This is a genomic window from Corallococcus sp. 4LFB, assembly GCF_046520365.1.
Classification (GTDB): Bacteria; Myxococcota; Myxococcia; order Myxococcales; family Myxococcaceae; genus Corallococcus; species Corallococcus caeni.
On the sequence record NZ_JBKGHJ010000066.1, the window covers coordinates 1 to 24,090 of the forward strand.

23 protein-coding genes are annotated in these 24,090 nt (G+C 70.2%); 10 read left to right on the plus strand and 13 right to left on the minus strand.

The features are described from left to right. Window positions 1–1,135: phospholipase D-like domain-containing protein (locus tag ACLEQD_RS10070; protein WP_410383293.1), on the minus strand; the 1,135-nt coding region annotated here is incomplete at its 3' end. Between the two features lie 198 nt (window positions 1,136–1,333). On the opposite strand from ACLEQD_RS10070, the gene ACLEQD_RS10075 reads away from it, so the two are divergent. Further along, window positions 1,334–1,702: a hypothetical protein gene (locus tag ACLEQD_RS10075; RefSeq protein WP_410383294.1), complete on the plus strand. Its 369-nt coding sequence runs from the start codon at window positions 1,334–1,336 to the stop codon at window positions 1,700–1,702. Beyond that, window positions 1,699–3,732, plus strand: coding sequence for an amylo-alpha-1,6-glucosidase (locus ACLEQD_RS10080; RefSeq protein WP_410383295.1), 2,034 nt, complete (start codon window positions 1,699–1,701; stop codon window positions 3,730–3,732). Before ACLEQD_RS10075 ends, ACLEQD_RS10080 begins: the two co-directional genes overlap by 4 nt. Here the strand turns inward: ACLEQD_RS10080 and ACLEQD_RS10085 are convergent, their stop codons facing one another. Then, complete coding sequence (locus ACLEQD_RS10085; protein WP_410383296.1) at window positions 3,733–4,056, minus strand: tetratricopeptide repeat protein; 324 nt, start codon at window positions 4,054–4,056, stop codon at window positions 3,733–3,735. Then, on the minus strand, window positions 4,035–4,550 hold the full coding sequence (locus ACLEQD_RS10090; protein ID WP_410383297.1) for a tetratricopeptide repeat protein: 516 nt from the start codon (window positions 4,548–4,550) through the stop codon (window positions 4,035–4,037). The genes ACLEQD_RS10085 and ACLEQD_RS10090 overlap by 22 nt, the downstream gene beginning before the upstream one ends. A gap of 227 nt (window positions 4,551–4,777) precedes the next feature. Between ACLEQD_RS10090 and ACLEQD_RS10095 the strand changes: the two genes are divergently transcribed. The 4 genes from ACLEQD_RS10095 to ACLEQD_RS10110 are packed head-to-tail and all read left to right on the plus strand — an operon-like array spanning window position 4,778 to window position 7,859. Next, on the plus strand, window positions 4,778–5,254 hold the full coding sequence (locus ACLEQD_RS10095; protein ID WP_410383298.1) for an EVE domain-containing protein: 477 nt from the start codon (window positions 4,778–4,780) through the stop codon (window positions 5,252–5,254). Beyond that, on the plus strand, window positions 5,251–5,841 hold the full coding sequence (locus ACLEQD_RS10100; protein ID WP_410383299.1) for a DUF4291 domain-containing protein: 591 nt from the start codon (window positions 5,251–5,253) through the stop codon (window positions 5,839–5,841). The genes ACLEQD_RS10095 and ACLEQD_RS10100 overlap by 4 nt, the downstream gene beginning before the upstream one ends. 52 nt (window positions 5,842–5,893) lie before the next feature. Further along, the gene (gene pheA, locus ACLEQD_RS10105; protein ID WP_410383300.1) at window positions 5,894–7,033 is read left to right on the plus strand and encodes a prephenate dehydratase; all 1,140 of its coding nucleotides are present in this window, start codon (window positions 5,894–5,896) and stop codon (window positions 7,031–7,033) included. Continuing rightward, window positions 7,026–7,859 (plus strand): prephenate dehydratase, encoded by an 834-nt coding sequence (locus ACLEQD_RS10110; protein WP_410383301.1) that lies wholly within the window; start codon window positions 7,026–7,028, stop codon window positions 7,857–7,859. The genes pheA and ACLEQD_RS10110 overlap by 8 nt, the downstream gene beginning before the upstream one ends. On the opposite strand, the gene ACLEQD_RS10115 is transcribed toward ACLEQD_RS10110, so the two are convergent. The 6 genes from ACLEQD_RS10115 to ACLEQD_RS10140 form a co-directional block, all read right to left on the minus strand. Beyond that, entirely contained in the window at window positions 7,849–8,988 is a 1,140-nt protein-coding gene (locus tag ACLEQD_RS10115) for a 3-deoxy-7-phosphoheptulonate synthase (RefSeq protein ID WP_410383303.1), read from the minus strand. The two genes, ACLEQD_RS10110 and ACLEQD_RS10115, sit on opposite strands and share 11 nt — an antisense overlap. 94 nt (window positions 8,989–9,082) lie before the next feature. Continuing rightward, window positions 9,083–9,649 (minus strand): tetratricopeptide repeat protein, encoded by a 567-nt coding sequence (locus ACLEQD_RS10120; protein ID WP_410383304.1) that lies wholly within the window; start codon window positions 9,647–9,649, stop codon window positions 9,083–9,085. A gap of 245 nt (window positions 9,650–9,894) precedes the next feature. Next, on the minus strand, window positions 9,895–10,713 hold the full coding sequence (locus ACLEQD_RS10125) for an NAD-dependent epimerase/dehydratase family protein (protein ID WP_410383305.1): 819 nt from the start codon (window positions 10,711–10,713) through the stop codon (window positions 9,895–9,897). 111 nt (window positions 10,714–10,824) lie between these two features. Further along, window positions 10,825–12,483: a sigma 54-interacting transcriptional regulator gene (locus tag ACLEQD_RS10130; protein ID WP_410383306.1), complete on the minus strand. Its 1,659-nt coding sequence runs from the start codon at window positions 12,481–12,483 to the stop codon at window positions 10,825–10,827. A gap of 46 nt (window positions 12,484–12,529) precedes the next feature. After that, window positions 12,530–13,483 (minus strand): GGDEF domain-containing protein, encoded by a 954-nt coding sequence (locus ACLEQD_RS10135; RefSeq protein ID WP_410383307.1) that lies wholly within the window; start codon window positions 13,481–13,483, stop codon window positions 12,530–12,532. A 120-nt stretch (window positions 13,484–13,603) separates the two neighbouring features. Next, entirely contained in the window at window positions 13,604–13,882 is a 279-nt protein-coding gene (locus ACLEQD_RS10140) for a glutaredoxin family protein (RefSeq protein WP_410383308.1), read from the minus strand. A gap of 21 nt (window positions 13,883–13,903) precedes the next feature. Here ACLEQD_RS10140 and ACLEQD_RS10145 point away from each other — a divergent pair, with 21 nt between their 5' ends. Continuing rightward, on the plus strand, window positions 13,904–15,100 hold the full coding sequence (locus ACLEQD_RS10145; protein WP_410383309.1) for a DUF4388 domain-containing protein: 1,197 nt from the start codon (window positions 13,904–13,906) through the stop codon (window positions 15,098–15,100). An 8-nt stretch (window positions 15,101–15,108) separates the two neighbouring features. Here the strand turns inward: ACLEQD_RS10145 and ACLEQD_RS10150 are convergent, their stop codons facing one another. Then, window positions 15,109–16,593, minus strand: coding sequence for a penicillin-binding transpeptidase domain-containing protein (locus ACLEQD_RS10150; protein ID WP_410383310.1), 1,485 nt, complete (start codon window positions 16,591–16,593; stop codon window positions 15,109–15,111). Between the two features lie 174 nt (window positions 16,594–16,767). On the opposite strand from ACLEQD_RS10150, the gene ACLEQD_RS10155 reads away from it, so the two are divergent. Continuing rightward, window positions 16,768–17,631 carry an ABC transporter permease gene (locus ACLEQD_RS10155; protein WP_410383311.1) on the plus strand — a complete coding sequence of 288 codons (864 nt, stop codon included), beginning with the start codon at window positions 16,768–16,770 and terminating at the stop codon, window positions 17,629–17,631. After that, window positions 17,628–18,539: an ABC transporter ATP-binding protein gene (locus ACLEQD_RS10160; RefSeq protein ID WP_410383312.1), complete on the plus strand. Its 912-nt coding sequence runs from the start codon at window positions 17,628–17,630 to the stop codon at window positions 18,537–18,539. Before ACLEQD_RS10155 ends, ACLEQD_RS10160 begins: the two co-directional genes overlap by 4 nt. A 19-nt stretch (window positions 18,540–18,558) precedes the next feature. Here ACLEQD_RS10160 and ACLEQD_RS10165 read toward each other — a convergent pair whose 3' ends face one another. Next, complete coding sequence (locus tag ACLEQD_RS10165) at window positions 18,559–18,789, minus strand: sulfurtransferase TusA family protein (protein WP_410383313.1); 231 nt, start codon at window positions 18,787–18,789, stop codon at window positions 18,559–18,561. 244 nt (window positions 18,790–19,033) lie between these two features. Here ACLEQD_RS10165 and ACLEQD_RS10170 point away from each other — a divergent pair, with 244 nt between their 5' ends. Beyond that, complete coding sequence (locus tag ACLEQD_RS10170) at window positions 19,034–20,980, plus strand: DsbA family protein (RefSeq protein ID WP_410383314.1); 1,947 nt, start codon at window positions 19,034–19,036, stop codon at window positions 20,978–20,980. Between the two features lie 95 nt (window positions 20,981–21,075). On the opposite strand, the gene ACLEQD_RS10175 is transcribed toward ACLEQD_RS10170, so the two are convergent. Together ACLEQD_RS10175 and ACLEQD_RS10180 are read right to left on the minus strand one after the other, a co-directional pair. Then, entirely contained in the window at window positions 21,076–21,462 is a 387-nt protein-coding gene (locus ACLEQD_RS10175) for a RidA family protein (protein ID WP_410383315.1), read from the minus strand. A gap of 80 nt (window positions 21,463–21,542) precedes the next feature. Beyond that, window positions 21,543–23,762 (minus strand): RelA/SpoT family protein, encoded by a 2,220-nt coding sequence (locus ACLEQD_RS10180; RefSeq protein WP_171420629.1) that lies wholly within the window; start codon window positions 23,760–23,762, stop codon window positions 21,543–21,545. Window positions 23,763–24,090 lie beyond the last annotated feature (328 nt).

Sequence of the window (24,090 nt, forward strand, 5' to 3'; positions counted from 1 at the left end):
CCTTCAGGCGCCGCGCCCTGCCGCTGAGCACCACCTCCGTCGCGTGCTCCAGGTCCTGGAGGTACATGGCCTCCATTTGCTGGGCGAAGGGCGCGTTCTCCACGGCGACGTCGATTTCAGAGTTGCCCAGCCAGCTCGCGGGGTTGAGGTTGGACGAACCGACGCGCGCCCAGGTGCCATCCGCCACGGCCGTCTTGGCGTGGAGCATGGTGCCATTCCATTCATAGACGCGGATGCCGGCCTCCAGCAGGGGGCGGTAGCCGGCCTGGGTGAGCGGGCGCAGCGCGGGGATGTCGCTGCTGCCGGGCACGAGCAGCCGCACGTCCACGCCATCGCGCGACGCGGCCCGGAGCGCCTGGACATAGGTGGCGGTGCCCACGAAGTACGCGTCGGTGAGCCACAGCCGCTGGCGCGCGAGCGACGCGATGAGCTGGTCCACGCGGAACAGGCCCGCGCTCCAGGGCACCCCGGCCACCACGCGCAGGGCCACGTCGCCCATGGGCGTGGAGGCGCGAGCGGACAGGCAGCCGTCCTCATCCAGGGGAGGCCCCATGGTGCTCCAGCCCTGGGCGAACGCGCGCACGAGGTCGGCCACGGCGGGGCCGCGGATCTCCAGGCCGGTGTCGCGCCACGGGGCGATGCCCTTCTGGGCGTCGCCCACCCACTTGTGGCTCACGCACAGGCCGGAGACGAAGCCCACCTCGCCGTCCACGGTGAGCGTCTTGCGGTGGTTGCGGCCCAGCCACGCCAGGGGCCGGTCGAACTGGAAGGGATTGAAGCAGCGCACCTCCACGCCCGCGTCGCGCAGGGAGCGCCAGTAGTGGTGGGACGCGGGGCCCAGGCAGCCCAGCCAGTCATAGAGGACGTGGACTTGCACGCCGTCGCGGGCGCGCTCGGCCAGCGCCTCCGCGAAGCCGCGGCCCACCTCGTCGTCCTCGATGAGGTAGTTCTCGAAGAGGATGGAGCGCTGAGCCTGCTGGATGGCGCGCAGCCACGCGGGGTAGTTCTCGCGCGCGTCACGCAAGAGGCGCACGTCGTTGCCCGGCACGAGCGGTGCGCCGGCGGCGCGGGAGAAGACCTGTTCCGCCAGCCCCTGCTGGCGGCCGCTGATGCCCGCTGACTTCAGGATGGCCACGCCGTGTCTCCTCGGGGAATCGGGGCGCCACGCCCGAAGCCTCTGCGTGAAGTGCGGTCCCAGGGGGTTCGTCGCAAGGGCTCCGGGGACGGGGATTCCAGCGCGCTCGCGGCGGCGGCGAGCGCCTGGACGTCCGGCTGTCCTCCCCACGGCCCCGAGCAGGGTGACGGTGGGGTGCGCTGTGTGGCGTGGGCTTCCATGAGCAACCTCTTCACGAGCGCAACGCGCATCCTCTTCAAGGAGCGAAGTCTGACGGGTTCCCTGCTTCCTACCCTCCCCGCGAGTCCCCGCCCAGGGGACATCTTCGAGCCCCGGCGAAGGCCTCGGGGCAGCGGGCAGGAGGGCGAGCGCCCCGTCATCCGCAACCCGGGCACGGGGCTGGATTCAGGGCCGTGTCCGCAGCCGCTGCTCGCGCCGCTGCCGGGAAAGAACGGGCGGGGGTGGTTGTCCAGTGATCAGGCCCGCCACGGCGGAATGGGCACGCCTCCGATTCCGGAGGATGGACGGTGGCCGTTGCCCAGACAGACCGCGCTCGTGTTGACGAGCGAGGAGGAGACGAAGGCGTGAATGCACCTGCCCCTGCCCTGCCCCGTCTGTCGTTCGACTTCCAGGACGGCGCCGACTTCAGCACTGGCGTGAAGCACGAGTGGCTCTTGACCAACGGCCGAGGGGGCTACGCCTCCGGCACGGTGGTGGGCTGCAACACGCGCCGCTACCACGGCCTGTTCATCCCCACGCTGGAGAAGCTGGGCCGCACGGTGTTGATGGCGAGGCTGGAGGAGACGGCGCTGGTGGACGGGGAGCGCTACCGGCTCACCTCCGAGGAGCACGCGGACGGCAGCACGCGGGAGGATGGCGCGAAGCACCTGCGGCACTTCCACCTGGAGGGGCTGATTCCCGTCTGGGAGTACGGGGTGGGGGGCGCGCGGCTGCGTCGGCGTGTCGTGCTGGTGCACGGCGAGGACACGGTGTTCCTCGAGTGGCAGCACCTGTCCGGCCCGGAGGTGACGCTGCACCTGCGGCCGTTCCCGGTGCTGCGCCCGCACGACGGGCCGCTGTTGAAGGACGCGGGAGAACCCATCGTCACGCTTCGCGGCCCGCTGGTGGAGCTGCGCAATGGCGAGGACGGCCCCCGGCAGCGGATACGGCTGTATTCGGAGGGGCCCACGCCGTTCGTGAGCCTTGAGGAGACGTCGAAGCCGCAGCACCTGCGGGTGGAGCAGGCGCGCGGGTATGACTTCACGGAGGTGCAGCACTCGCCGGGCTACTTCGCCGCGACGCTGAAGCCCGGGGACACGGTCTACTTCGGGCTCACGACGGAGAAGCCGGTCCACCTGCTGGAGCGGAAGCCCGCGGAGGTCTTCGAGCGGGAGCTGCTGCGACAGCAACGGCTGCTGGAGCACGCCCCGGAGCATGGGCGCACGGGAGTACCGGCGCGGCTGGTACTGGCGGCGGACCAGTTCATCATCGATCCGCCAAGGCCGGCGGACGCCGCCTGGGCGCGGTCGATGGGGCTGGAGGCAAGGAGCGTCATCGCGGGATACCCGTGGTTCACGGACTGGGGCCGGGACACGATGATCAGCCTGGACGGGCTGACGCTGGCCACGGGGCGCTACCGCGAGGCGGCGGCCATCCTGCGCACGTTCCAGCGCTACGTGCGGGACGGGCTGATTCCGAACTACTTCCCGGACGGGGAGAACGAGGGCGTCTACCACACGGCGGACGCGACGCTCTGGTTCTTCCACGCGGTGGACCGCTACCTGGAGGAGACGGGGGACGAGTCCCTGCTGCGCGACCTGTTCCCGACGTTGCAGGACATCGTGGCGCACCACCAGAAGGGCACGCGCTTCCACATCGGCGTGGACCCGGCGGACGGGCTCCTGCGGCAGGGGCAGGAGGGCTACCAGCTCACCTGGATGGACGCGAAGGTGGACGGCTGGGTGGTGACGCCGCGCCGGGGCAAGGCTGTGGAGCTCAACGCGCTCTGGTTCAATGCCTTGCGCCTGATGGCGGGCTGGGCGGAGCGGCTGGGACAGGACGCGGGCCCGTACCGGGGCGCGGCGGAGCGGGCGCAGGTCAGCTTCAACCAGCGCTTCTGGAATGAAGCGGTCGGCTGCCTTTATGACGTGGTGGACGGAGAGGACGGCCGCGAGGACGCGAGCGTGAGGCCGAACCAGGTCTTCGCCATCTCACTGAAGCACCCGGTGTTGAAGCGCGAGCGGTGGGCGCAGGTGCTGGAGGTGGTGCGCCGGGAGCTGGTGACGCCGGTGGGGCTGCGCAGCCTTGCGCCAGGGAGCAAGGACTACAAGCCGACGTACGACGGCGACCTGCGGACCCGGGACGCGGCCTATCACCAGGGCACGGTGTGGGGCTGGCTGATTGGCCATTACGTGGACGCGACGTTGAAGGTGGCCCCGGACCTGAAGGCCGCGAGGGCCTTGCTGTCTGGAATGGAGGACCACCTGTCACACGCGGGGATTGGGCAGATATCGGAGATCTTCGACGCCACGGAGCCCTACCGGCCGCGAGGCTGCTTCGCCCAGGCCTGGAGCGTGGCGGAGGCGCTGCGGGTGTTCAGCAAGACGAACGTGGGGTGATCAGCGCTGTTCGAGCTTCTTCAGCCATCTGGCGGCCCTCGCATGTCCCAGGCTCGCGGCATCACGGAAGTGACGCAAGGCTCGCGCCTTGGATTGGGGAACGCCCACGCCTTGCGCGAACATCTGTCCCAGGCTGAAGGATGCCTTGGCATCCCCTTGCTTCGCCGCCAGGCGATACCAGCCAAAGGCACACATGGCGTCTGAAGGAACTCCAATGCCATTGAGATGATTGTAGCCCAGGGCCAGTTGGGCATCCACGTCGCCTCCCTTCGCGGCCATTTCATAATACGCAGTGGCTCGCTTCAGGTTCTTGCGGACGCCCATTCCAAACTCATACGCCAGACCGACGTTGTATGCCGGAATCGGTTGCCCTCGCCGTGCGAGCTTCCGGTAGATCCGGACCGCCTCCTTCTGGCGGTGGGCCTCGGGGCCCCGAGCAGCAGATGCGCCAGGCTTCCCTCGGCGGCGGCCCCCAGGGCGATGGCCCGGCGATACCAGGCCTCCGCGAGGCCTTTGTTCTTCCGGACTCCATTTCCGTTGTCATAGGCGAGGCCCAGGTTGAACGCCGCCAGGTCATCCCCCAGCGTGGCTGCCCTTTCGATCCACATCCGGGAACGCTTCGGATCACGCCGGACACCGTCTCCTAGGAGGAAATGGAGCCCCACGTTCGTCATGGCCTCCATCTTCCCGAGCCGCGCCGCCGCGAGGTACGCCTCGAAGAGGGCCTTGCGGTCGTCAGGCCGCGTCTGCTCGATCGTCCATGCCCTGCCCATGGCTGCGTCCGCCAGGGACCTGGCGGAAGGGATGTTCCTGCCCAAGCGCGTTCCCCTCTTTTCCATGCCAGCCTACACGCCCTGCCCCAGGCAGGCCTGATCCGCGCGAGTGCATTCCTGCCCGCGCCCTGACGATCCAGGACACGGCGGCCCTGCCCCCTGAAGTGGAGGGAACGCCACTTCCGTGGGGAAGACGCTGTGCGAGCGGAGCGCCCCTTCTCCCCCTCCGGCGCAGGCGCGAGAGACGCCTCCCTGAGCTAGGGTGCGCCGTCATGGCGACTCCGCGGTACTGGTTGATCAAGAGCGAACCCTCCGTCTACGCGTACGCGAAGCTGGAGGAGGACGGCAGGACGGAGTGGACGGGCGTGCGCAACTTCGAGGCGCGCAACAACCTCAGGGCCATGACGCCCGGGGACCTGTGCCTCTACTACCACTCCAATGAGGACAAGGCCGTCGTCGGCGTGGCGTGCGTCCTCTCCAAGCCCGGCCCGGACCCCACCGCCCCCGGCGAGGACTGGGCCTCCGTGGACGTGGGCCCCGTGGTCGCCTTCACCACGCCGGTGACGCTCGCCACCATCAAGGCCACGCCCGCGCTCAAGGACTTCCCGCTGCTCACCCGCAGCCGCCTCAGCGTGACGCCCACCCCCGTGGAGCACTTCGAGCTCGTCCTCAAGATGGGCAAGACGAAGCTCCCCAAGGCCGCCGCGGCGAAACCCAAGCCGAAAGCCAGACCCCGAGCCCGCCCATGAGCGCCGCCCGCGAAGTCCGCGCCGACTTCGACCGAGCCTCCATCGTGATGTACCAGGCCTACTCCGACGCCATCGCGGACGTGGCCGTGAAGCAGCAGAAGTTCGGCCCGCCGTTCTCCGTGGGCCGGATGACGTGGATCAAACCCAGCTTCCTGTGGCTCATGCACCGCTCCAACTGGGGCCGCAAGAGCGGCCAGGAGCGCACGCTCGCCGTGCGCATCAAGCGCTCCGGTTGGGAGGAGGCCCTGGCCAGCGCCGTCCTCACCGGCTACGAGCCGAAGGCCCACGGCTCACCGGACGCGTGGCGCAAGGCCTTCGACACCGCGCCCGTCCACGTCCAGTGGGACCCCGAGCGCAGCTTGCGCGGCGCGGGCCTGCCCCACGACAGCATCCAGGTGGGCCTGAGCCGCGCCGTCATCCAGCGCTTCGTGGACGACTGGACCGTGTCCATCACCGACCTCACGCCCCTGGTGCACAAGCTGCGCAAGCACCTGGACGACGGCCGCGCGGACCAGGCCACGCGCCTCCTGCCAAAGGAGTCCGTCTACCCGGTGCCCCCGGAGCTCGCCCGGCGCCTGGGAATGTGAAGGGCCCGCCAGAGAAGCCCGCTCCTCCGACGCGAGTTGTTATGTTCCGGCAATGGCGGACATCCCCACCCTGGAGACCCTGCGGGCGCAGATTGAACGCATCGACGAGGACATCCTCGATGCGCTCCAGCGGCGCATGGCCCTGGCCGACGACGTGGCGCGCGCCAAGCTGGTGACGGCCTGGCCCTTCCGGGACCCGCAGCGCGAGGACCTGCTGCTGCGCAAGCTGCGCGGCCGGGCGGCGGAGCGCGGCCTGGACCCGCACGAAGTCGAGCGCCTCTACCGCGTCATCCTGGACATGTCCGTGGCCCGGCAACAGGCGCTCGTCACCCGGCTGGACACCACGCCCCTGCGCGTGGGCTACCTCGGCGTCGAGGGCTCCTACAGCCACCTGGCCGCCCGCCAGCGCTACGGCCAGCGTCCGGGCGGCGTGCTCCTCACCGGCTTCGACACCGCCCGGCAGGCCGTGGAGGCCCTGAAGCAGGGCGCGCAGGACCTGCTGCTGCTGCCCATCGAGAACACCACCGCCGGCAGCATGAACGAGGTCTACGACGTGCTCGCCGCGGGCGACGCCGTCATCACCGGCGAGGTGGTGAGCCAGGTGGACCACCGGCTGCTGGGCGTGAAGGGCGCGAAGCTGGAGGACCTGCGCGAGGTGCTGTCGCATCCGCAGGCCCTGGCGCAGTGCGAGGACTTCCTGCGCACGCACGTGCCCGGAGCCCGCGCCGTGCCGGGGCCGGACACCGCCGTCGCCGCGCGGATGGTCGCGGACCGCAACGACGTCACGGTGGCCGCCATCGCCAGCGAGTCCGCGGCCAGCCGCTTCGGGCTCGTGGTGCTCGCCAGCGACCTGCAGCCCGGCTCGGACTTCACGCGCTTCGTGGAGGTGGGGCGCCAGCCCACGCCGCTCGCGCCGGACGTGCCGTGCAAGACGTCGCTGCTCGTCGTGCTCGAGCACCGCCCGGGCGCGCTGGGCCAGGTGCTGCAGCGGCTCACGCAGCGCGGGGTGAACCTCTCCAAGCTGGAGTCGCGCCCCATCCCGGGCGCGCCGTGGCAGTACCGCTTCTACCTGGACGTGGAGGGCCACGCCGCGTCCGCCGCGGTGACGGCCGCGCTGGACGACCTGCGCCCGCTCACGTCGTCGCTGCGCGTGCTGGGGACCTACCCGCGAGCGGAGCCCGTCGATGGCTGAAGCCGCCCCCCGCCGCATCGCCTTCCAGGGCGAGCGCGGCGCGTACGGCGACGAGGCCACGGGCGCCTTCTTCGGCGGCTCGGCGGCGCGCATCCCCTGCCCCACCTTCCGCGACGTCTTCGAGGCCGTGGCCCGGGGCACGGTGGACGGCGGCGTCGTCCCCCTGGAGAGCGCGCTCGCGGGGCCGGTGGCGGAGGTGGTGGACCTGCTCCTGGAGTTCACCCCGCCCATCGCCGGTGAGTTGCGCCTGCGCGTGCGCCACTGCCTGCTCGCGCCGCCGGGCCGCACGCTGGAGGGCCTCACGCGCGCGCTGTCGCATCCCCAGGCGCTGGCGCAGTGCGGAGGCTGGCTGAGGAAGCACCACCTCCAGCCCGTGCCCGAAGCCAACACCGCCGTGGCCGCGCGGCGCGTGGCCCAGGAAGCCCTGGAGGGCACGGCCGCCATCGCCAGCCGGACCGCCGCGGAGCTCTACGGCCTCACGGTGCTGGCGGAGGACATCGCGGACTCGCCGGACAACGCCACCCGCTTCCTCGCGGTGGGCCCGGCCGTGCCGCCCCACCTGGGCTCGCGGTGGAAGACGTCCGTGGTGCTCACGCTCGACGACGGGCCCGGCGCGCTCGCGGGCGTGCTCACGGCCTTCGCCGCGCACGGGGTGAACGTCGCGCGGCTGGAGTCGAGGCCCGGCGGCGTGCGCGCCTGGGACTACCGCTGGTGCCTGGACGTGGACGGCGCGGCGGACTCCGCGCCGGTGAAGGCGGCCCTGAGCGAAGCCCGGAGCGCGTGCACGTCGCTCCGGGTGCTGGGCAGCTACGCGCTCAGCGACTGACGGCCTTGGCCGGAGCGGTGGCGGCCTGCGTCCCGTCGCCGTTCTTCACGGCCTCCGTGTACGCGGCGCGCACGATGTTCGTGTAGCGCTGGAGCGCGCCCAGCTGCTCCAGGCGCAGCGCCTGCGGCCCGTCACACAGCGCCTTCTCCGGCGTCGGGTGGAAGTCCACCAGCACCATGGACGCGCCCGCGATGAGCCCCTGGCCAATCGCGTGGAAGATGTCCGGCAGCCCGTCCGGCGGGGCCTCCGCGCGGCCAATGGCGTGCGAGGGGTCCACGCACACCGGCATGCGGGTGAGGCGGCGCACCACCGGCACGTGCGCGAAGTCCACCATGTTGCGGTGCGGGTCGCCCAGGTGCGTCTTCACGCCGCGCAGGCAGAAGACGATCTTCGGGTTGCCCTCGCTCGCCACGTACTCGCACGCGTTGAGGGACTCCTCCAGCGTGATGCCCATGCCGCGCTTGAAGAGCACCGGGAAGGTGCGCTGCTGGCCAATCACCTTGAGCAATTCGAAGTTCTGCGCGTTGCGCGTGCCCACCTGGAGCATCACGCCCGTGGGGTTGCCTGCGGCCTTCAGCGCAGCGTTGATCTCGTCGATGTGGCGCGGGTGCGTCACCTCCATCGCGATGACCTTGATGCCGTGCTTTCCCGCGGACTCGAAGACGTAGGGCAGGCACTTCGCGCCCAGGCCCTGGAACTCATACGGGTTGGTGCGCGGCTTGTACGCCCCCATGCGCGTGGTGGTGATGCCGCAGCGGGCGAGCGCCGCCATCATCGCGTCCACGCTCTCCGGCGAGTCCACCGCGCACAGCCCCGCGAAGAGGTTCACCGAGTTGTCGCCGAAGTTGACGCCGTTGTACTCGAAGCCCGCCGTGGTGCGCTGACCGCCGTGCCGGCCGATGATGCGGTACTTCTGGGAGACGCGGACCACCTGGCGCACGCCGGGCAGCTGCTGGAAGGGCTCCAGCGGCACCTGCGCGGTGGAGCCCAGCAGGTACAGCTCCGTGATGGTGGACTCGGCGCCCTGGACCACGTGGGCACGCGGGGTGACGCCCTCGTACTGCGAAGCAAGCTGGAGGACGGCGTTCACGACGGATTCGGGGGAATCCGGCTCGAGCATCACGATCATGCGAAGGGTTCTCCTGGTGGGGGGGCCGCTCGGCATTCAACACCGGCGTCCCACCCTTTCCCTCCGCATTTGTAAAAATTTGATGCGAGCGGCCTCAGGAGGAGGCGGGGCGCAGCCGGGTCGCCAGCTGGTTGTAGTGCTCCCGCTGGGTGGGGTCGCCCAGGTGTTCCCAGACGTCCGCCAGGGCCTTGGCCGCCTCCACGTAGGCGGGCGAAAGCTCCAGCGCCAGTTCGAAGACCTGGCGGGCCAGCCGGTAGCGGGCCTTGTCCGGCCGCCGGCCCTGGGTCAGCAGCGCGTTACCCAGCGCGTAGACCTCGATGGCGGCGGCCTCGCGGTATCCCGGGGTGGGGTTGAGTTGAACCGCCCGCTCCATGAGGAGGGCGGCGGCCTCCGGTTCGCCCAGCTCCAACTGGCAGAGCGCGGCCTCGCGGAGGGGGTCCGCCGCGGTCGGATCCAGCTCGATGGCGCGCTGGAAGCCCTTCAGGGCCTCCTCGGTGCGCCCCAGCTGCTTGAGGGCGAAGGCCTTCGCGGTGAGCGCGGGGAAGTGGCGCGGATCCACGGAGAGGACCTGATCAAACGACTGGACCGCGGCCTCGTGGTTGCCGGCCATGGAACGGTGGACGCCCTCGTTGAACGCCGCGAACAGCAACGACCTGGACATCTTCGGTTCCCCCATCGGACGGGATTCGCAACGCCGCGCGCTTCCAGGCGGCTCGAAAGCGCAAGCCTGTCACCGGCGGACCCCGCGTCGCAAAAGCGCGCCCCGCCCCCCGCTGATGGCATCCATCGGGATCCGCTGATGACGCAGGCGGTCTCCCAGCGGACGCCCGTTTCCGCCGTCCGGAATTCGCCACTGTCCGCGCCCCCCTCCTGCGCTCGACCTGCGGCGGCTCCTTCTGGACGGAATCACCCGGGCAGGGCCGGGCCGCGCGCCTCCTCCTCCATCGCCGCGACAAAACCGGTGGTGAAGTCCGGATGGCGCGGCGTCCAGCCCAGGGCCTCCAGCTTCGCGGCGCTGATGGCGCGGTCGCCGCGCAGCGACTCGTGCAGCGACTCCAAGGGCACGCGCGGCGGCATGGGGAGGCCCAGGTGCTGGCAGAGCCAGGAGGCCGTCTCCTCCTGCGTCGCGGGCCGGCGGTCGGCCACGCAGTACACCTCGCCCGGAGCGCCGCGTTCGAGCACCACGCGCACCGCCTCCACCAGGTCGTCCACGTGGATGCGCGACAGCCGCCCCCCACCCGACTCCGGGATGCGCAGCGTGCCCGCCTTCAGCCGTCCGGCCGTGCCGCGCCCGGGGCCGTAGATGCCCGCGATGCGCAGGACGCTCGCACCCAACGGAAGGAAGAGGCCTTCCGCCTCCAGCCGGGCGCGGGAGGTCGCGGAAGCCGTATCCACCGGCGTGGACTCATCCACGCGCCCGCGAGCGGAGCCATAGACGCCCGTGGATGAAAGATAGACGAGCCGCGACGGACGCGAGCGGGACAGCGCTTGCGCGAAGCGGGCATCCAGCCCGGCGTCGGGTGGAACGGAGTCCACGACGTGCGCGCCCGCGGTTCGCGACAGCGCCTCATCGAGGGACACCACCCGGACGCCCGCGCCCTCCAGCACCGCGCGGCGGGACGCCTCCCGGGTCGTGGCCAGCACCTCGCGGCCCGCACGGGCCTCCGCCACCGCGAACCGCGTGAGCGTGTAGCCACAGCCGAGCAGCAGGAGCGGAGCCGTCATGCCCTCCGCGATACCGGGCAACGGCCGCTCCGCGCAAGGCCCGCCCAGGTGAACGGCCCTCCTCCCGTCATCCGGAAGAAGGGCCGTCGTCTCACGTCTTCAGGACCGGCGTTAGAACTCCGCGCTCGCGCGAGGGTCGATGATGCCGCACTCCTTGATCTTGTAGAGCAGCGCCTTGTAGCTGATGCGCAGCTTGCCGGCGGCGCGGCGCTTGTTCCACGCGGTGCGCTGGAGCATCGCGAGGATGGCCTCGCGCTCCGCGAGCATCGCCGCGCGCTTGCCGATGTCCTTGAGCGACAGCTCCCCGGCCGGAGGCGGCGGGGGCGGCGGCTGCGGCGCGTCGAACGGGTTCGCGTACCGCTGCGGCGCCACCGCGTTGAACGGCGAGGCCTCCGCAACCGGGGCCGGCGTCAGCATCGCGCCGCGCGAGGGCATCTCCAGCACCTGCACGCCGGAGTTCGACACCGGCGCATGCGAGGGCGGGGACGCGAAGACGCGGGCGGCCTCGTCCACGTGGCGCGACGGCGGCGGGATGAACTCGTCCCCGCCCCCGAACGACGTGGGTAGCGACGGGGCGCTCGCGGGGGTCCGGCCCCCGGAGTGGATTTCGTCCAGCACCAGCGTCGGGTCCTTCAGCACGCACAGCCGGCGGACCATGTTCTCCAGCTCGCGCACGTTGCCCGGCCACTCGTAGTCGGTGAACGCGTGGAGCACCTCGGAGGGCAGCTCGGACACGTTCGTCATGAAGCCCTTGCCGTACTTCTTCAGGAAGTGGTCCGTGAGCGGCACCACGTCCTCCCGGCGCTCGCGCAGGGGCGGCAGGCGGATGGCCACCACGTTGAGGCGGTAGTAGAGGTCCTCGCGGAAGTTGCCGAGCGCGATCTCCTTCTCCAGGTCGCGGTTCGTCGCCACCACCACGCGGCTGTCCACGCGGACGCTCTTCTTGCCGCCGACGCGGAAGAACTCCTCGTCCTGCAGCACCTGGAGCAGCTTCGCCTGGAGGCGGATGGCCATCTCGCCAATCTCATCCAGGAAGATGGTGCCCTGATCCGCCAGCTCGAACTTGCCCGGCTTCTCCGCCGTGGCGCCCGTGAAGGCGCCGCGCTCGTGGCCGAACAGCTCGCTCTCCAGCAGCTCCCCCGGCAGCGCCGCGCAGTTCACCTTGATGAACGGCCGGCCATGGCGCTGGCTGCGCGCATGGATTTCACGGGCAATCACTTCCTTGCCCGTGCCGGACTCCCCCAGGAGCAGCACCGGCACGTCCGTGTCCGCGATGCGCTCCACCAGCGCACGCGCGCGGCGCATGGCCGGCGACGTGGAGATGAGCACGCGGGCCTCCGCCGCGGCCTCCGCGGGCGTCAGCACCACGCGGGGCGCGGGCGCGGTCGCCTGGCGCTCCGGCACGCGGGTCCCCAGGGCGCGCGCGACCACGTCCTGCAGCTCGTCGTTGCCAAAGGGCTTCGCCAGGTAGTCGGACGCGCCCATCTTCAGCGCGCGCACCGCATCGTCCGCGCCCGACAGCGCGCTCAACACGATGACCGGGGCCGTGCCACCCGTGCTCCGGTAGCGGCGCAGCACCTCCAGGCCACTCATCTCCGGCATCACCACGTCCAGGAGCACCGCGTCGAACGAGCCTCCAGAGAGCATCTCCAGCGCCTGCGAACCGCTCGACGCACAGCGCACCTGGTACCCCGAGCTGCCCAACAGCTCGGACAGGAACGTGCGCACCGACTCCTCGTCATCCACCACCAGCACCGCGATCCGATCCATCCCCACGCCTCCGCTCGCCCTGTGCATCAAACCCTCGTGAACTGAATCAAACCGACATCAGACGGGCCGGACCGGCCGCCCGCCGAAGCTCGCGTGTACGCCTCAAGGTCCGCAGTGCCGCGCCCAGCAACTGGGTGGGAGCCCCCACCGTGTCCGGGAAGCTCACCGCCCCCAGCTCCAGCGCCGTGCGCACCACGCGACCCTCCATCTGGAAACGGGCGGCCTCGAACCGCGCCTCCACCCGCGCCAGCACCTCCGGCACCGCCTCCGCGGGCGTGCCCGGCAGCAGCATGGCGAACTGACTGTCGCCCACCCGCGCCACCGCGTCGGCCTCGCGCACCGTCTGTCCCAGCACCACCGCGCTGTAGACGAGCAGCCGCTCCGCCATGCTCTTGCCGTGCTCCTTTCGAAGCGCGCTCCACCCCGTCACCTCCGCCGCCACCACCGAGAACGTCCCGCCGTAGCGCTCCGTCCGCCGCGCCTCCAGCCCGATGAGGGCCAGCAGGAACGGCCGGTTGTAGAGCCCCGTCAACGCGTCATGCAGCGCCAGCGCCGTGCCGGCCTCTTCACCGGCCGCCGCGCGCTCCACCGACTGCTTCAGCCGCATCTGCGCGTGCAGCTTCATGGACAGCTCCGCGCCATCCACCGTGCGCGGCACCACGTCCACGCACTGCCCCTTCTCCACGCAGAAGCGCCACGCGTCCCGGTCGTGCGAATCCACCAGGTACATCATCGGCACCGTGCCCTTGCCCACCTGACGCAGGCGCCGCGCCGTCTGCACCGCCGCGAAGTCCGGCGGCTGCGCGGCCAGCAGCACCGCGTCCGGGCGGATCACCTCGAAGAGGGGCACCGCCGCGTCGAAGCGCGTCAGGGGCACCACGCGGAAGCCCGCCTCCCCCAGGAGCGCCCGGGTGCGCTCCAGGTCCTCCGCACGCGGCTCCACCAGCAGCACCGTAGGAGGCTGGCCCGACTTTCCCGCTCGCTTTCCCTTCACGCCCACTGTCGTCCCCTCCTTTCCAGCATTTTCTGCCCCACCACCCCTCCCAGCCGCCCAGATTTACAGCCCCGTCACTTTTGCGCCCTTCGTATCCCCCCGGATTTCTTAGAGAAGAGCACTCCGTTACCCATCCTGGCCCACGGTTTTAGCAATGGGTATGCCATTCATCACCTCGCGGATCCGGGCTTCCAACGCCTCCCCGTCCACGCGGTGCTTGAAGGAAGGCACCCCCTCAATCAGGACCACGGGGATGTCGTAACGCCAGGCCTCGAAGAGGTCCGGGCTCTGGCGGATGTCGGTGACGTAGAGCTCGAAGGGCAGCCGGGCCTGGACCTCCTCGGCCACGGCGACGGCCTTCACGCAGAGGGAACACCCGGGTTTCGAGTAGATATCGACTCGCATGCGTTGCAGGATGGGCGCTCGATGCGCGGCGTGTGTGGTGATTTTTCGACGATGCCCCTCAAGGACCTGGTCGTCCACCTCGGGAATCGCCGGGCCACCGGCACCCTGAACGTGGAGCGGGGAGACGTGCGCAAGCAGCTGCTGCTGCGCGACGGCCACGTCATCACCGCCAGCTCCAACCAGCCGCGCGAGTACTTCGGTCAGTTCCTCATCAACCAGGGCCACCTGACGGAGGACCAGCTGGAGCGCGCGTTCGCCACGCAGGCGGAGACGCACATCCTGCTGGGGAAGATCCTGATCATGACGGGCACGGTGTCGGAGGCCACCGTGCGCACGGTGCTCTCCCACAAGTTCCGGGAGATGCTGCTGGACGCCTTCACCTGGGAGGAAGGCGGCTTCGACTTCCGCGCCACGGACGCCGCGCCGGAGCTGGAGGGCCTGGACGTCAGCGTGGACCTCCTGGACGTGAGCCGCGAGGGCGAGTTCCGCGAGACGGCGTGGCAGGCCATCCGCGCGGTGTTCCCCTCCGGCCGCGTGCGCCTGGAGGTGGACGAGCGCAAGCTGACGGACCGCAAGGCCGGCAGCATGGACGAGCGCATCGTGCAGCTGGCGAAGGAGGGCCTGAGCATCGACGGCATCGCGCTGGCGCTGCACGCCACGGACTTCTTCCTCTACCAGCGGCTGTACGCGCTCTACCGCCAGGACGCGCTGCGCGTGTCGGACGAGGCGCCCCTGCCCGCCCCGGAGCCCGGCTCGCACACCGTCGTGGTGGTGGAGGACGACGACGAAGACGACCTGTCCTCGGGCGGCGTCATCGGCTCCGAGTCCTCCTCCGACGAGGTGCTCCAGGCCGCCCAGCTCTTCCTGGACGCGGGCAACCTGCGCGACGGCGAGGCGCTGGTCCGGCGCGCGCACGAGATCGCCCCCACCGAGCACACCGCGAAGCTCCTGCGCGACGCGGAGGGCAGGCTGCTCACGGAGCTGCGCAAGGCGCTGATGGAGCCGTCGCGGGTGCCGGCGCTGATGGTGACGCCCGCGCACCTGAAGACGCTGCCCCTCACATCACCGGAGCGCTACCTGCTGTCGCGCATCGACGGACGGCGGGACGTGGCGGCCATCGTGCACGTGTCGCCGCTCCAGGAGCTGGAGGCGCTGAAGTTCTTCCAGGGCTTCGTGGATACGGGGCTGGTGAAGCTCACCCCGCGTCCGCTGTCCTGACGGCCGCTTCAGTGCTTGCCGGCGGCGCCCGCCGGGGCTGTGACTTCCACCGGCGCGGGGATGCGCTCCAGCGCCAGGCGCAGGGCCTCGCGGCCCAGGTAGGAGCCGCGGATGCGCCACTTGGGGTCATTCACGATGAGCGCGGCCACGGCCACGCGCGGGTTGTCCTTGGGCGCGAAGCCGACGAACCATGAGTAGTCGCGGAAGGGCTCGCGGTCCGCGAGCGTGCCCGTCTTGCCCACGGCGTCCTTCACCTGGAAGCCGCGCTCGCGGAAGACGCCGCGCGCGGTGCCGTGGGTGACGGTCTCCTCCAGCATCTTCGTGAGCCCGTGCGCGGCGGTGGGCGTGAGCACAGGCTCCGGCTCCGGCAGCGGCATGAAGGGCTCCGGCTCCACCAGCACGGGGTCCACCCAGTGGCCCTCGTTGGCGGCCATCGCGGCCAGGAGCGCGCCGTGCAGCGGGGACAGGTACACGTCACCGAAGCCCGCGCCGGTGTTGGCGAGCGCGAAGCCGTCCTCCGGGATGTACGCGAGCGACACGTCCAGCGGCTGGGCGAAGGGGATCTCGCGGTTGAAGCGCAGGCGCGCCGCCATGCGCTTGAGGGCGTCCGAGCTCAGGTGCTTGCTGGTCATCTTGGCGAAGATGACGTTGGCGCTCTTGCCCATGGCAAGGGCCAGCGAATAGCAGGCGCCGTCGCGCTCGGTGTCCTCGAGCTGCCGCGCGTTCAGCCGGCGCTTGCCGCCGTGGAAGCACGCCTCGGTCTCGGGGGAGACGCCGGCCTCCATGAGCGCGCTGCCGGTGACGATCTTGAAGATGCTCGCGGCCGGGTACACCGCGCGGACGGCCAGCCCGCGCAGCTCCGGCTTCGCCTCCGAGTGCTCCGCCATCGCGAGCACGCGGCCGGTGGAGGGCTCCAGCACCACCGCGGCGCCGTAGGGCACCTGGTAGTTCCGCATGATCTTCGTGAGGGACGCCTGGAGGCCGGGGTCGATGGTGAGCACCTGATCCGGCGCGCTCTTGCCGCCCTTCACCACCAGCTTGTCGCCCTCCAGCTTCGCGCGGGCCACCAGGTCCTGCGCGCGGGGCAGCCCCTGGAGCTTGCCGAACGGCGGCGCCTTCTCCCGCGAGGGCACCGGCATCGGGGGCACCATGCCGGGCTCCAGCGCGGCCGCGTCCTTCGCGGCCAGCGCCTCCGCCAGCTCCGCGGGCGGAGTCCCCGGATCGCCCTGCGTCTGCTCGACGCTCGAAGCGGCTCCCGCGTCCGGAGTACCCGCCTGGGCGCGCTGCTCGGCCTCCACCTGCTCCACCAGCGCGCGGGCGCCCGCGGGGCCCGCGTCCGTTCCCAGCGCCGTCACCGCTTGCGCCAGCGTCTGGACATCCGTCGGGGCAGCGGCTGACGGCGCGGGGTTCGCGTCCGTCCCGGGCGCGGAGGCACCCAGGAGCAGCGCGAGGGGGAACAGCGGCAGGGCGGCGAGGAGGCGGCGCTTCGTCATGCTTCGGGGCTCTCCTTGGGGGGCAGGGAGCAGACCGCCGGGATCCTAGTCGCTGAGGGCGCGCTGTCCACGGCTTGCCTCCTCGATTGCTGCCTTCGTCAGGGAGAAACCTGGGAAGGTGACCGGAGGTCCAGTAGGGTCCTGTGCACCTTGGACGGACTCAAAGAGACATTGGTGATCTGGGCAGCGGAGCTGCGCCGGGCCGTGAGAAGCGGCCGGGCCATCGTGCTGCTCGGGCTCTACAGCATGTTCTCCGCGCTGGTGCTGCTCGTGGTGGGCTTCGTCACCCGGGAGCTGCAGGCCCAGGTGAACGCGAAGCTCGCTGAATCCGGCGGGGACGCGGAGATGGCCACGCAGGCCGCGGAGCAGCTGCACCAGGGCGTGCTGGGCTTCCTCGCCAGCAACGACGCCGCGATGATGGAGGCGCTGGCCAAGGTGCCCGTCGTGGTGCTCATCGTCTTCAAGATCACCCTCTTCTTCCTGCCTGCCTACATCGCGCTGATGGGCTTCGACCAGGTGAGCGGCGAGGTGGGGCCGCGCTCCATGCGCTACCTCACGGTGCGCGCGCGCCGCTCGTCGGTGCTCCTGGGCAAGTTCCTCTCCCAGGCCACGCTGCTGGTGGGGCTGGTGCTGGTCATCGACCTGGCCATCTTCCTCTACGCGCGCATCATCAACGACGACTTCGCCTTCGGGGTGCTGGTGCTCAACCTCCTGAAGTTCTGGAGCGCCACCATCGTCTTCTCGCTGGCCTACGTGGCCCTCACCTCCCTGTGCTCCAGCCTCTTCCGCAGCCCGGCGGTGAGCCTCGTCTTCAACTTCATCCTGCTCTTCGTCTTCTGGCTGATGGACTCCGTGGGGCGCGCGGTCAGCGAGGAGAACCTGCTGCGCTTCCTGCGCTACCTGTCCCCGTCCTACTACTCGGCCAACCTGCTGCACCCGAAGCTCGCCGAGTTCGCCGTCAGCGGCGCGGCCTACGCCGCCTTCGCGGCCGTCTTCCTCTTCGGCGCCTACGGCGTCCTGCGCGCGAGGGACCTGTGAGCGACCTGGCCATCCAGCTGTCCAACGTCTCCAAGCGCTTCGGCCCCAAGGTCGCCGTCAACGCGGTCAGCCTCCAGGTTCAGAAGGGCGACGTCTTCGGCCTCATCGGGCCCAACGGCGCCGGCAAGACGACCACCTTCTCCATGATGTGCGGCTACCTCTACCCGTCGGAGGGTTCGCTCCAGGTGATGGGCGTGTCGCCCACCGCGCCCGGCGCCCTCAAGGGCCGCGTGGGCGCGCTGCCCCAGGACGCGGTGCTGCCCCCGGGCTGGGAGGTGGGCGCGCTGCTCATGTACTGGGCCCGCCTGTCGGACCTGCCCCAGCCGGAGCACGAGGCCCGCGGCGCCCTGGAGAAGGTGGGCCTGATGGAGGCCTGGAAGGTCCAGACGCAGGCGCTCAGCCACGGCATGGCCAAGCGCGCCGCCATGGCCCAGGCCCTGATGGGCCGCCCGCCCCTCGTCCTCCTGGACGAGCCCACCGCCGGCCTGGATCCGCGCATCGCCGCGCAGGTGCGGCAGATCATCAAGGACATGAAGGGCACGCAGACGGTGGTCGTCTCCAGCCACAACCTCCAGGAGCTGGAGGAGCTGTGCGACGCCGCCGCCATCCTCGACAAGGGCTCGCTCGCGCAGGCGGGCACCATGGCCGAGCTCACCGGCCAGGGCGCCGAGTTCCGCGTCCAGATTGCCCGCGGCGACGTCATCATCCCCGAAATCACCTCCCTGCCCGGCGTCACCGACGCGCGCATGGAGGGCCCGGACGTGCTGCGCGTGCGCTTCGACGGCCAGGCCCACAAGGCCGAGGAGGTCATCAGCCGCACCGTCGGCCACCTCCTCCAGCACCAGGTCCTCATCCTCGGCGTCAGCCGCGGCCGCCGCCTGGAGGACCGCGTCCTTCAGCTGTTGTAGGCCCGCGCCCCACGGACGCTCACCCCGCCTTGCGCACCCAGCCCACATAGTGGGTGCCGCGGCGCTCCATGCGGACGAGCGTGTTGCCCGTCGCGTCGCACCACGCGGGCAGGTCCGCCTCCAGCCCGCGGTCGGTGGAGAGCAGCTCCACCAGCGTCCCGGGCGCGAGGCGGCGCATCGCCTTGGCGATCTCCAGGATGGGCACCGGGCAGAGGGCCCCGGACGTATCCACGCGCACACCGGCTTCCATGGCCGCGCATCCTGGCACGAAACCCTGACCGCCCCAGTGGCACGACGCGCGCCGTGAGAGGGAATTTTGGTCCTCCCAGCGTCGTTGTCCGCCCCTTCGAGGCCTCTGGATTCGTGGCGGACGCAGGCGGTCATCGCGGCTTGCGTGTCTGGAATTCCCTCTGTTAAGTACCCCGCCCTTTCCCTACCCAGACACCCGCTTGGGGCCCGGAGTCGGACCTATGGCGCAGGAGCATTCCCAACCCATGAAGCCCAATGTCATCGTGGCCTTGCTGGTCGGCCTGGTGCTCGGGTTCGTTGGCGGCCGTGCCGCCAGCGGCTCGAAAGCCACCCCCGGCAACACGCCCTCCGTCGCGCAGGCGGCCAACAAGCCCGCGCGCGCCGTGGACCCCACCATCTTCAAGGTGCCCGTCGACGGCGCCCCTTCGAAGGGCAGCGTCAACGCGCTCGTCACCCTCGTGGAGTTCAGCGACTACGAGTGCCCGTTCTGCAGCCGCGCGAACACCACGGTCGAGCAGCTCCAGAAGGACTACGGCAGCAAGCTGCGCGTGGTGATGCGCCAAAACCCGCTGTCCTTCCACCCGCACGCCCGCCCCGCGGCGCTCGCGGCGCTCGCGGCCGGTGAGCAGGGCAAGTACTGGGACATGCACAGCCTCCTCTTCGCCAACAACAAGAAGCTGGATGGGGAGAGCCTGGAGGGCTACGCCAAGCAGATCGGCCTGGACGTGGCGAAGTGGAAGGCGGACATGGCGGACTCCCGCCTGGGCGCCGCCATCGACAAGGACGCGGCCCTGGCCCAGCAGCTGGGCGCCAGCGGCACGCCGGCCTTCTTCATCAACGGCCGCTTCCTCTCCGGCGCGCAGCCCATCGACAACTTCAAGGCCCTCATCGACGAGGAGCTCTCCAAGGCCGAGGGCCTGGTGAAGAGCGGCGTCGCCCCGTCGCAGGTCTACGCGCGCATCATGGAGAAGGGCGTCGAGCGCGCCCCGGCCCGCGCCCAGCAGCAGGCGGAGCCCGCCGCCGCGAAGAAGGTGGACGTCCCCGCGGACTCCCCCGTCGTCGGCCCGGCCACCGCGAAGGTGACCATCGTCGAGTGGTCCGACTTCGAGTGCCCGTTCTGCAGCCGCGCCGTCCCCACCATCAACAAGATCAAGGACACCTACGGCAAGGACGTGCGCGTGGTGTTCCGCCACCAGCCGCTGCCCATGCACTCGCACGCGAAGCTCGCCGCGCAGGCCTCCATGGCCGCCCACGAGCAGGGCAAGTTCTGGGAGATGCACGACAAGCTCTTCGCCAACCAGCGCGCCCTGGACCGCGAGAGCCTGGAGAAGTACGCCCAGGAGCTGAACCTGGACATGAACAAGTTCAAGGCCGCCCTGGACTCCAACAAGTTCTCCGCGAAGATTGACGCGGACTCCGCCTCGGGCATGGCGGTGGGCGCCAACGGCACGCCGGCCTTCTTCATCAACGGCCGCTTCCTCTCCGGCGCGCAGCCCTTCGAGGCCTTCAAGCCCCTCATCGACCAGGAGATCGCCAAGGCCGACAAGGCGCTCGCGGCCGGCACCAAGGCGGAGGACCTCTACGCCAAGCTGAACCAGGACAACGTCAACGCCGCTCCGGCCGCCCCCGCGGCGCCCGCCGAGCCGGCGGTGCAGAAGGTGGAAGTGGGCAACGCCCCGGTCCGCGGTCCGAAGAACGCGCCCGTGACCATCGTCGCCTGGTCCGACTTCGAGTGCCCCTTCTGCGGCCGCGCCGTGCCGACCATCGAGCAGGTGGAGAAGGAGTACAAGGGCAAGGTCAAGTTCGCCTTCAAGCACCAGCCCCTGCCCTTCCACCAGCACGCGAAGCTCGCCGCCCAGGCATCCATGGCCGCCCACGAGCAGGGCAAGTTCTGGGAGATGCACGACAAGCTCTTCGCCAACCAGCGCGCCCTGGACCGCGAGAGCCTGGAGAAGTACGCCCAGGAGCTGAACCTGGACATGAACAAGTTCAAGGCCGCCCTGGACTCCAACAAGTTCGACAAGCAGATCGAGGCGGACATGGCGGACGGTGCCTCCAAGGGCGCCAACGGCACGCCCACCTTCTTCATCAACGGCCGCACGCTGGTGGGTGCGCAGCCCTTCGATGCCTTCAAGCGCGTCATCGACGAGGAGCTGAAGAAGACCGGAGCGGTGGCGGCGGAAGCGAAGTAGCCCTCCCCCGCGCCTGAAGCACCCAGGCCGTCGGCTCCCTGCGTGGGAACCGACGGCCTTCGTGTTTCCAGCGGTGCGTGGGTCCGTTGTCCGCGTCAGGACACGGCGATGGCGTCGATCTCCACCTTGGAGCCGCGCGGCAGCGCGGACACCTGCACGGTGGCGCGGGCCGGCGGGGAGCCGGTGAAGGCGCGGCCGTACACTTCGTTCACCTTGGCGAAGTCCCCCAGGTCGGTGAGGAAGATGGTGCAGCGCACGACGTGGGAGAAGTCCAGGCCGCTGGCGGCGAGCACGGCCTGCAGGTTCTTCATCACCTGCTCGGCCTGCGCGACGACGTCACCGGGGACGAGCTCCATCGTCTTCGGGTCCAGGGGAATCTGGCCGGACAGGAACGTCATCTTCCCGGCGTCCACCTGCACGGCCTGGGAGTAGGGGCCAATCGCCTTGGGGGCGTCGTCCGAGTGGATTGCCTTGCGCGCCATGCAGCACACCTCGCGTTGAGGCGGCCCCGTCCAGGAAGACGGGGCCGCGGGTCCGCCGCGCGCTGTAGCACAGGAGCGGGCTAGATTCGCTCGACCGAGTAGACGCCCGTCAACCGCTCGATGGAGCGCATCAGGTCCGTCAGCTGCTTGAGGTCGGAGATGGTGACCTCGAAGGTGTTCACCGCCCGGTCGTCGCCGGTGGCCCGGCAGTTCGCCTGGGAGATGTTGACGCTCTTCTTGGAGAACGTGTTGGTGATGTCCGCCAGCAGGCCCGGCCGGTCCGCCGTCAGCACGCGCAGCGTGACGGGCCGCTTGAAGTCGCCCTTGACGTCCCAGGACACGTCCACGCGCCGCTCGGGGTCCGTGGCCAGGGCCTTCTCACACCCCACCGTGTGCACCGTCACGCCCCGCCCCCGGGTGATGAACCCCGCGATGGGGTCCCCGGGAACGGGGTTGCAACAGCGCCCGAAGCGCACCAGCACGTCGTCCACGCCGCCAATCTGGACGCCGCTGCGGCTGTTGCGCCCCACCAGCCGCTTGGCCAGGTCCGTCATGCGCGACAGGCCCGGCAGCATGGAGGCGTTGTTCCCCGCGCCGCTGCCCGGCCCGTTGCCGTCCGTGGGGCGCGGGGGCGGCTCCGCCTGCGCCAGCTTCTCCTGCGGCACGATGCGCTGCACCAGCTGCTGCGGCGTCACCTTGCCGTAGCCGATGGCCACCAGCAGGTCGTCCTCGACGCGGAAGCCCAGCTCCTCGGCGACCTTCTTGAGCTCGCCGGACTTCATCTGCTTGTTGAAGTTGAGCTGGAAGCGCTTGAACTCGCGCTCCACCAGCTCGCGGCCCAGCTGCAGGCTCTTGTCGCGCTGCTGCTGCTTGATGAAGCCGCGGATGCGCTGCTGCGCGCGGCTCGTCTTGACGAAGGTGAGCCAGTCCTTGGACGGGTGCGCCTGCGGGCTGGTGAGCACCTCCACCGTGTCGCCGTTCTTCAGCTTGTAGCGAAGCGGGACGATCTTCCCGTTCACCTTGGCGCCCACGCACCGGCCGCCCACGTCGGAGTGGATGGCGTACGCGAAGTCCACCGGCGTCGCGCCGCGCGGCAGGCTGCGCACGTCGCCCTTGGGCGTGAAGACGAACACCTCGTCGGTGAAGAGGTCCACCTTCACCGTCTCCAGGAACTCCTTGGGGTCCTTGAGGTCCTGCTGCCACTCCATCAGCTGGCGCAGCCAGGCGAACTTCTCGTCGTCCTTGGAGATGGGCGCGCGGCCTTCCTTGTAGGCCCAGTGCGCCGCGATGCCCTCTTCCGCGATCTTGTGCATCTCCGCGGTGCGGATCTGCACCTCCACGCGCTCGCTCAACGGCCCAATCACCGTGGTGTGCAGGGACTGGTACATGTTGGGCTTCGGGATGGCGATGAAGTCCTTGAAGCGCCCGGGCACCGGCTTCCACATCTGGTGCACCATGCCCAGCGCCTCGTAGCAGGCGGGCACGGACGGCGCGATGATGCGGAACGCGATGATGTCGTGGATCTGATCGAAGTCGATGCCCTGCGACTTGATCTTCTTCCAGATGCTGTAGACGTGCTTGAAGCGCCCGCTGACGTCGCCCTTGAGGCCGCGCTCCTGGAGCTTCGCGCGCATCAGGTCGCAGGTGTCCTCGATGTACGCCTCGCGCTCCTTCTTGCGCTTGTTGAGCTGCTCCTCCAGCGCGAAGAACTCCTGGGGCTTCACGTAGCGGAAGGACAGGTCCTCCAGCTCCGTCTTGATCCAGGAGATGCCCAGGCGGTTGGCCAGGGGCGCGTAGATGTCCAGCGTCTCCTGTCCGATGCGGGCCTGCTTCTCCTCGGACATGTGATCCAGCGTCCGCATGTTGTGCGTGCGGTCCGCCAGCTTCACGAGGATGACGCGGATGTCCTGCGCCATCGCGATGATCATCTTGCGGAAGTTCTCCGCCTGCTTCTCCTCCTGGGAGAGCGTCGCGGACGCGGAGAACTTGGACAGCTTCGTCACGCCGTCCACCAGCTGGGCGACCTCCGGCCCGAACAGCTCCGTGAGCTCCTCCGCGGTGGCGAGCGTGTCCTCGATGGTGTCGTGGAGCAGGCCGGTGACGATGGACGCCTCGTCCAGCTTCAGCTCCGCCAGGATGCCCGCCACCTCCAGGGGATGAATCAGGTAGGGCTCTCCCGACTTGCGGAGCTGCCCCTGATGGACCTTGGCCGAGTAGACGTACGCCTTCTTGATGATGTCCAGGTCGGGGTCCGGGTGGTACGACGCAACCCGCTGCAGGATGTCGTTCAGGCGAATCATCGAGGCGGTGGCAATCGTAACTGCCTCAAACAGCAGGGGCAACGTTACCCTGGAACATCGCGTGCCCCGCCGGGGCCTGGATGGAGCCCGGGCGCCTTGGACACGGGTCCGAGGCTTTCATTGACCCGGCGTTTCACGCCCCCCTAGATTGGCCCACTGCCCATGTCTCAGCTTCTGTTGTCCGCGCTCCCGGTGGTCTGCCCGAATTGTGACGGCTACAACCCGCCGCGCTCGGCCACCTGCGTGCTGTGCGGCCAGGCGCTGGAAGAGGCCGCCGTGGCCCCCCGCCCGGTGGCCGCGCCCCCTCCCCGGCAGGCGACGCCGCCCC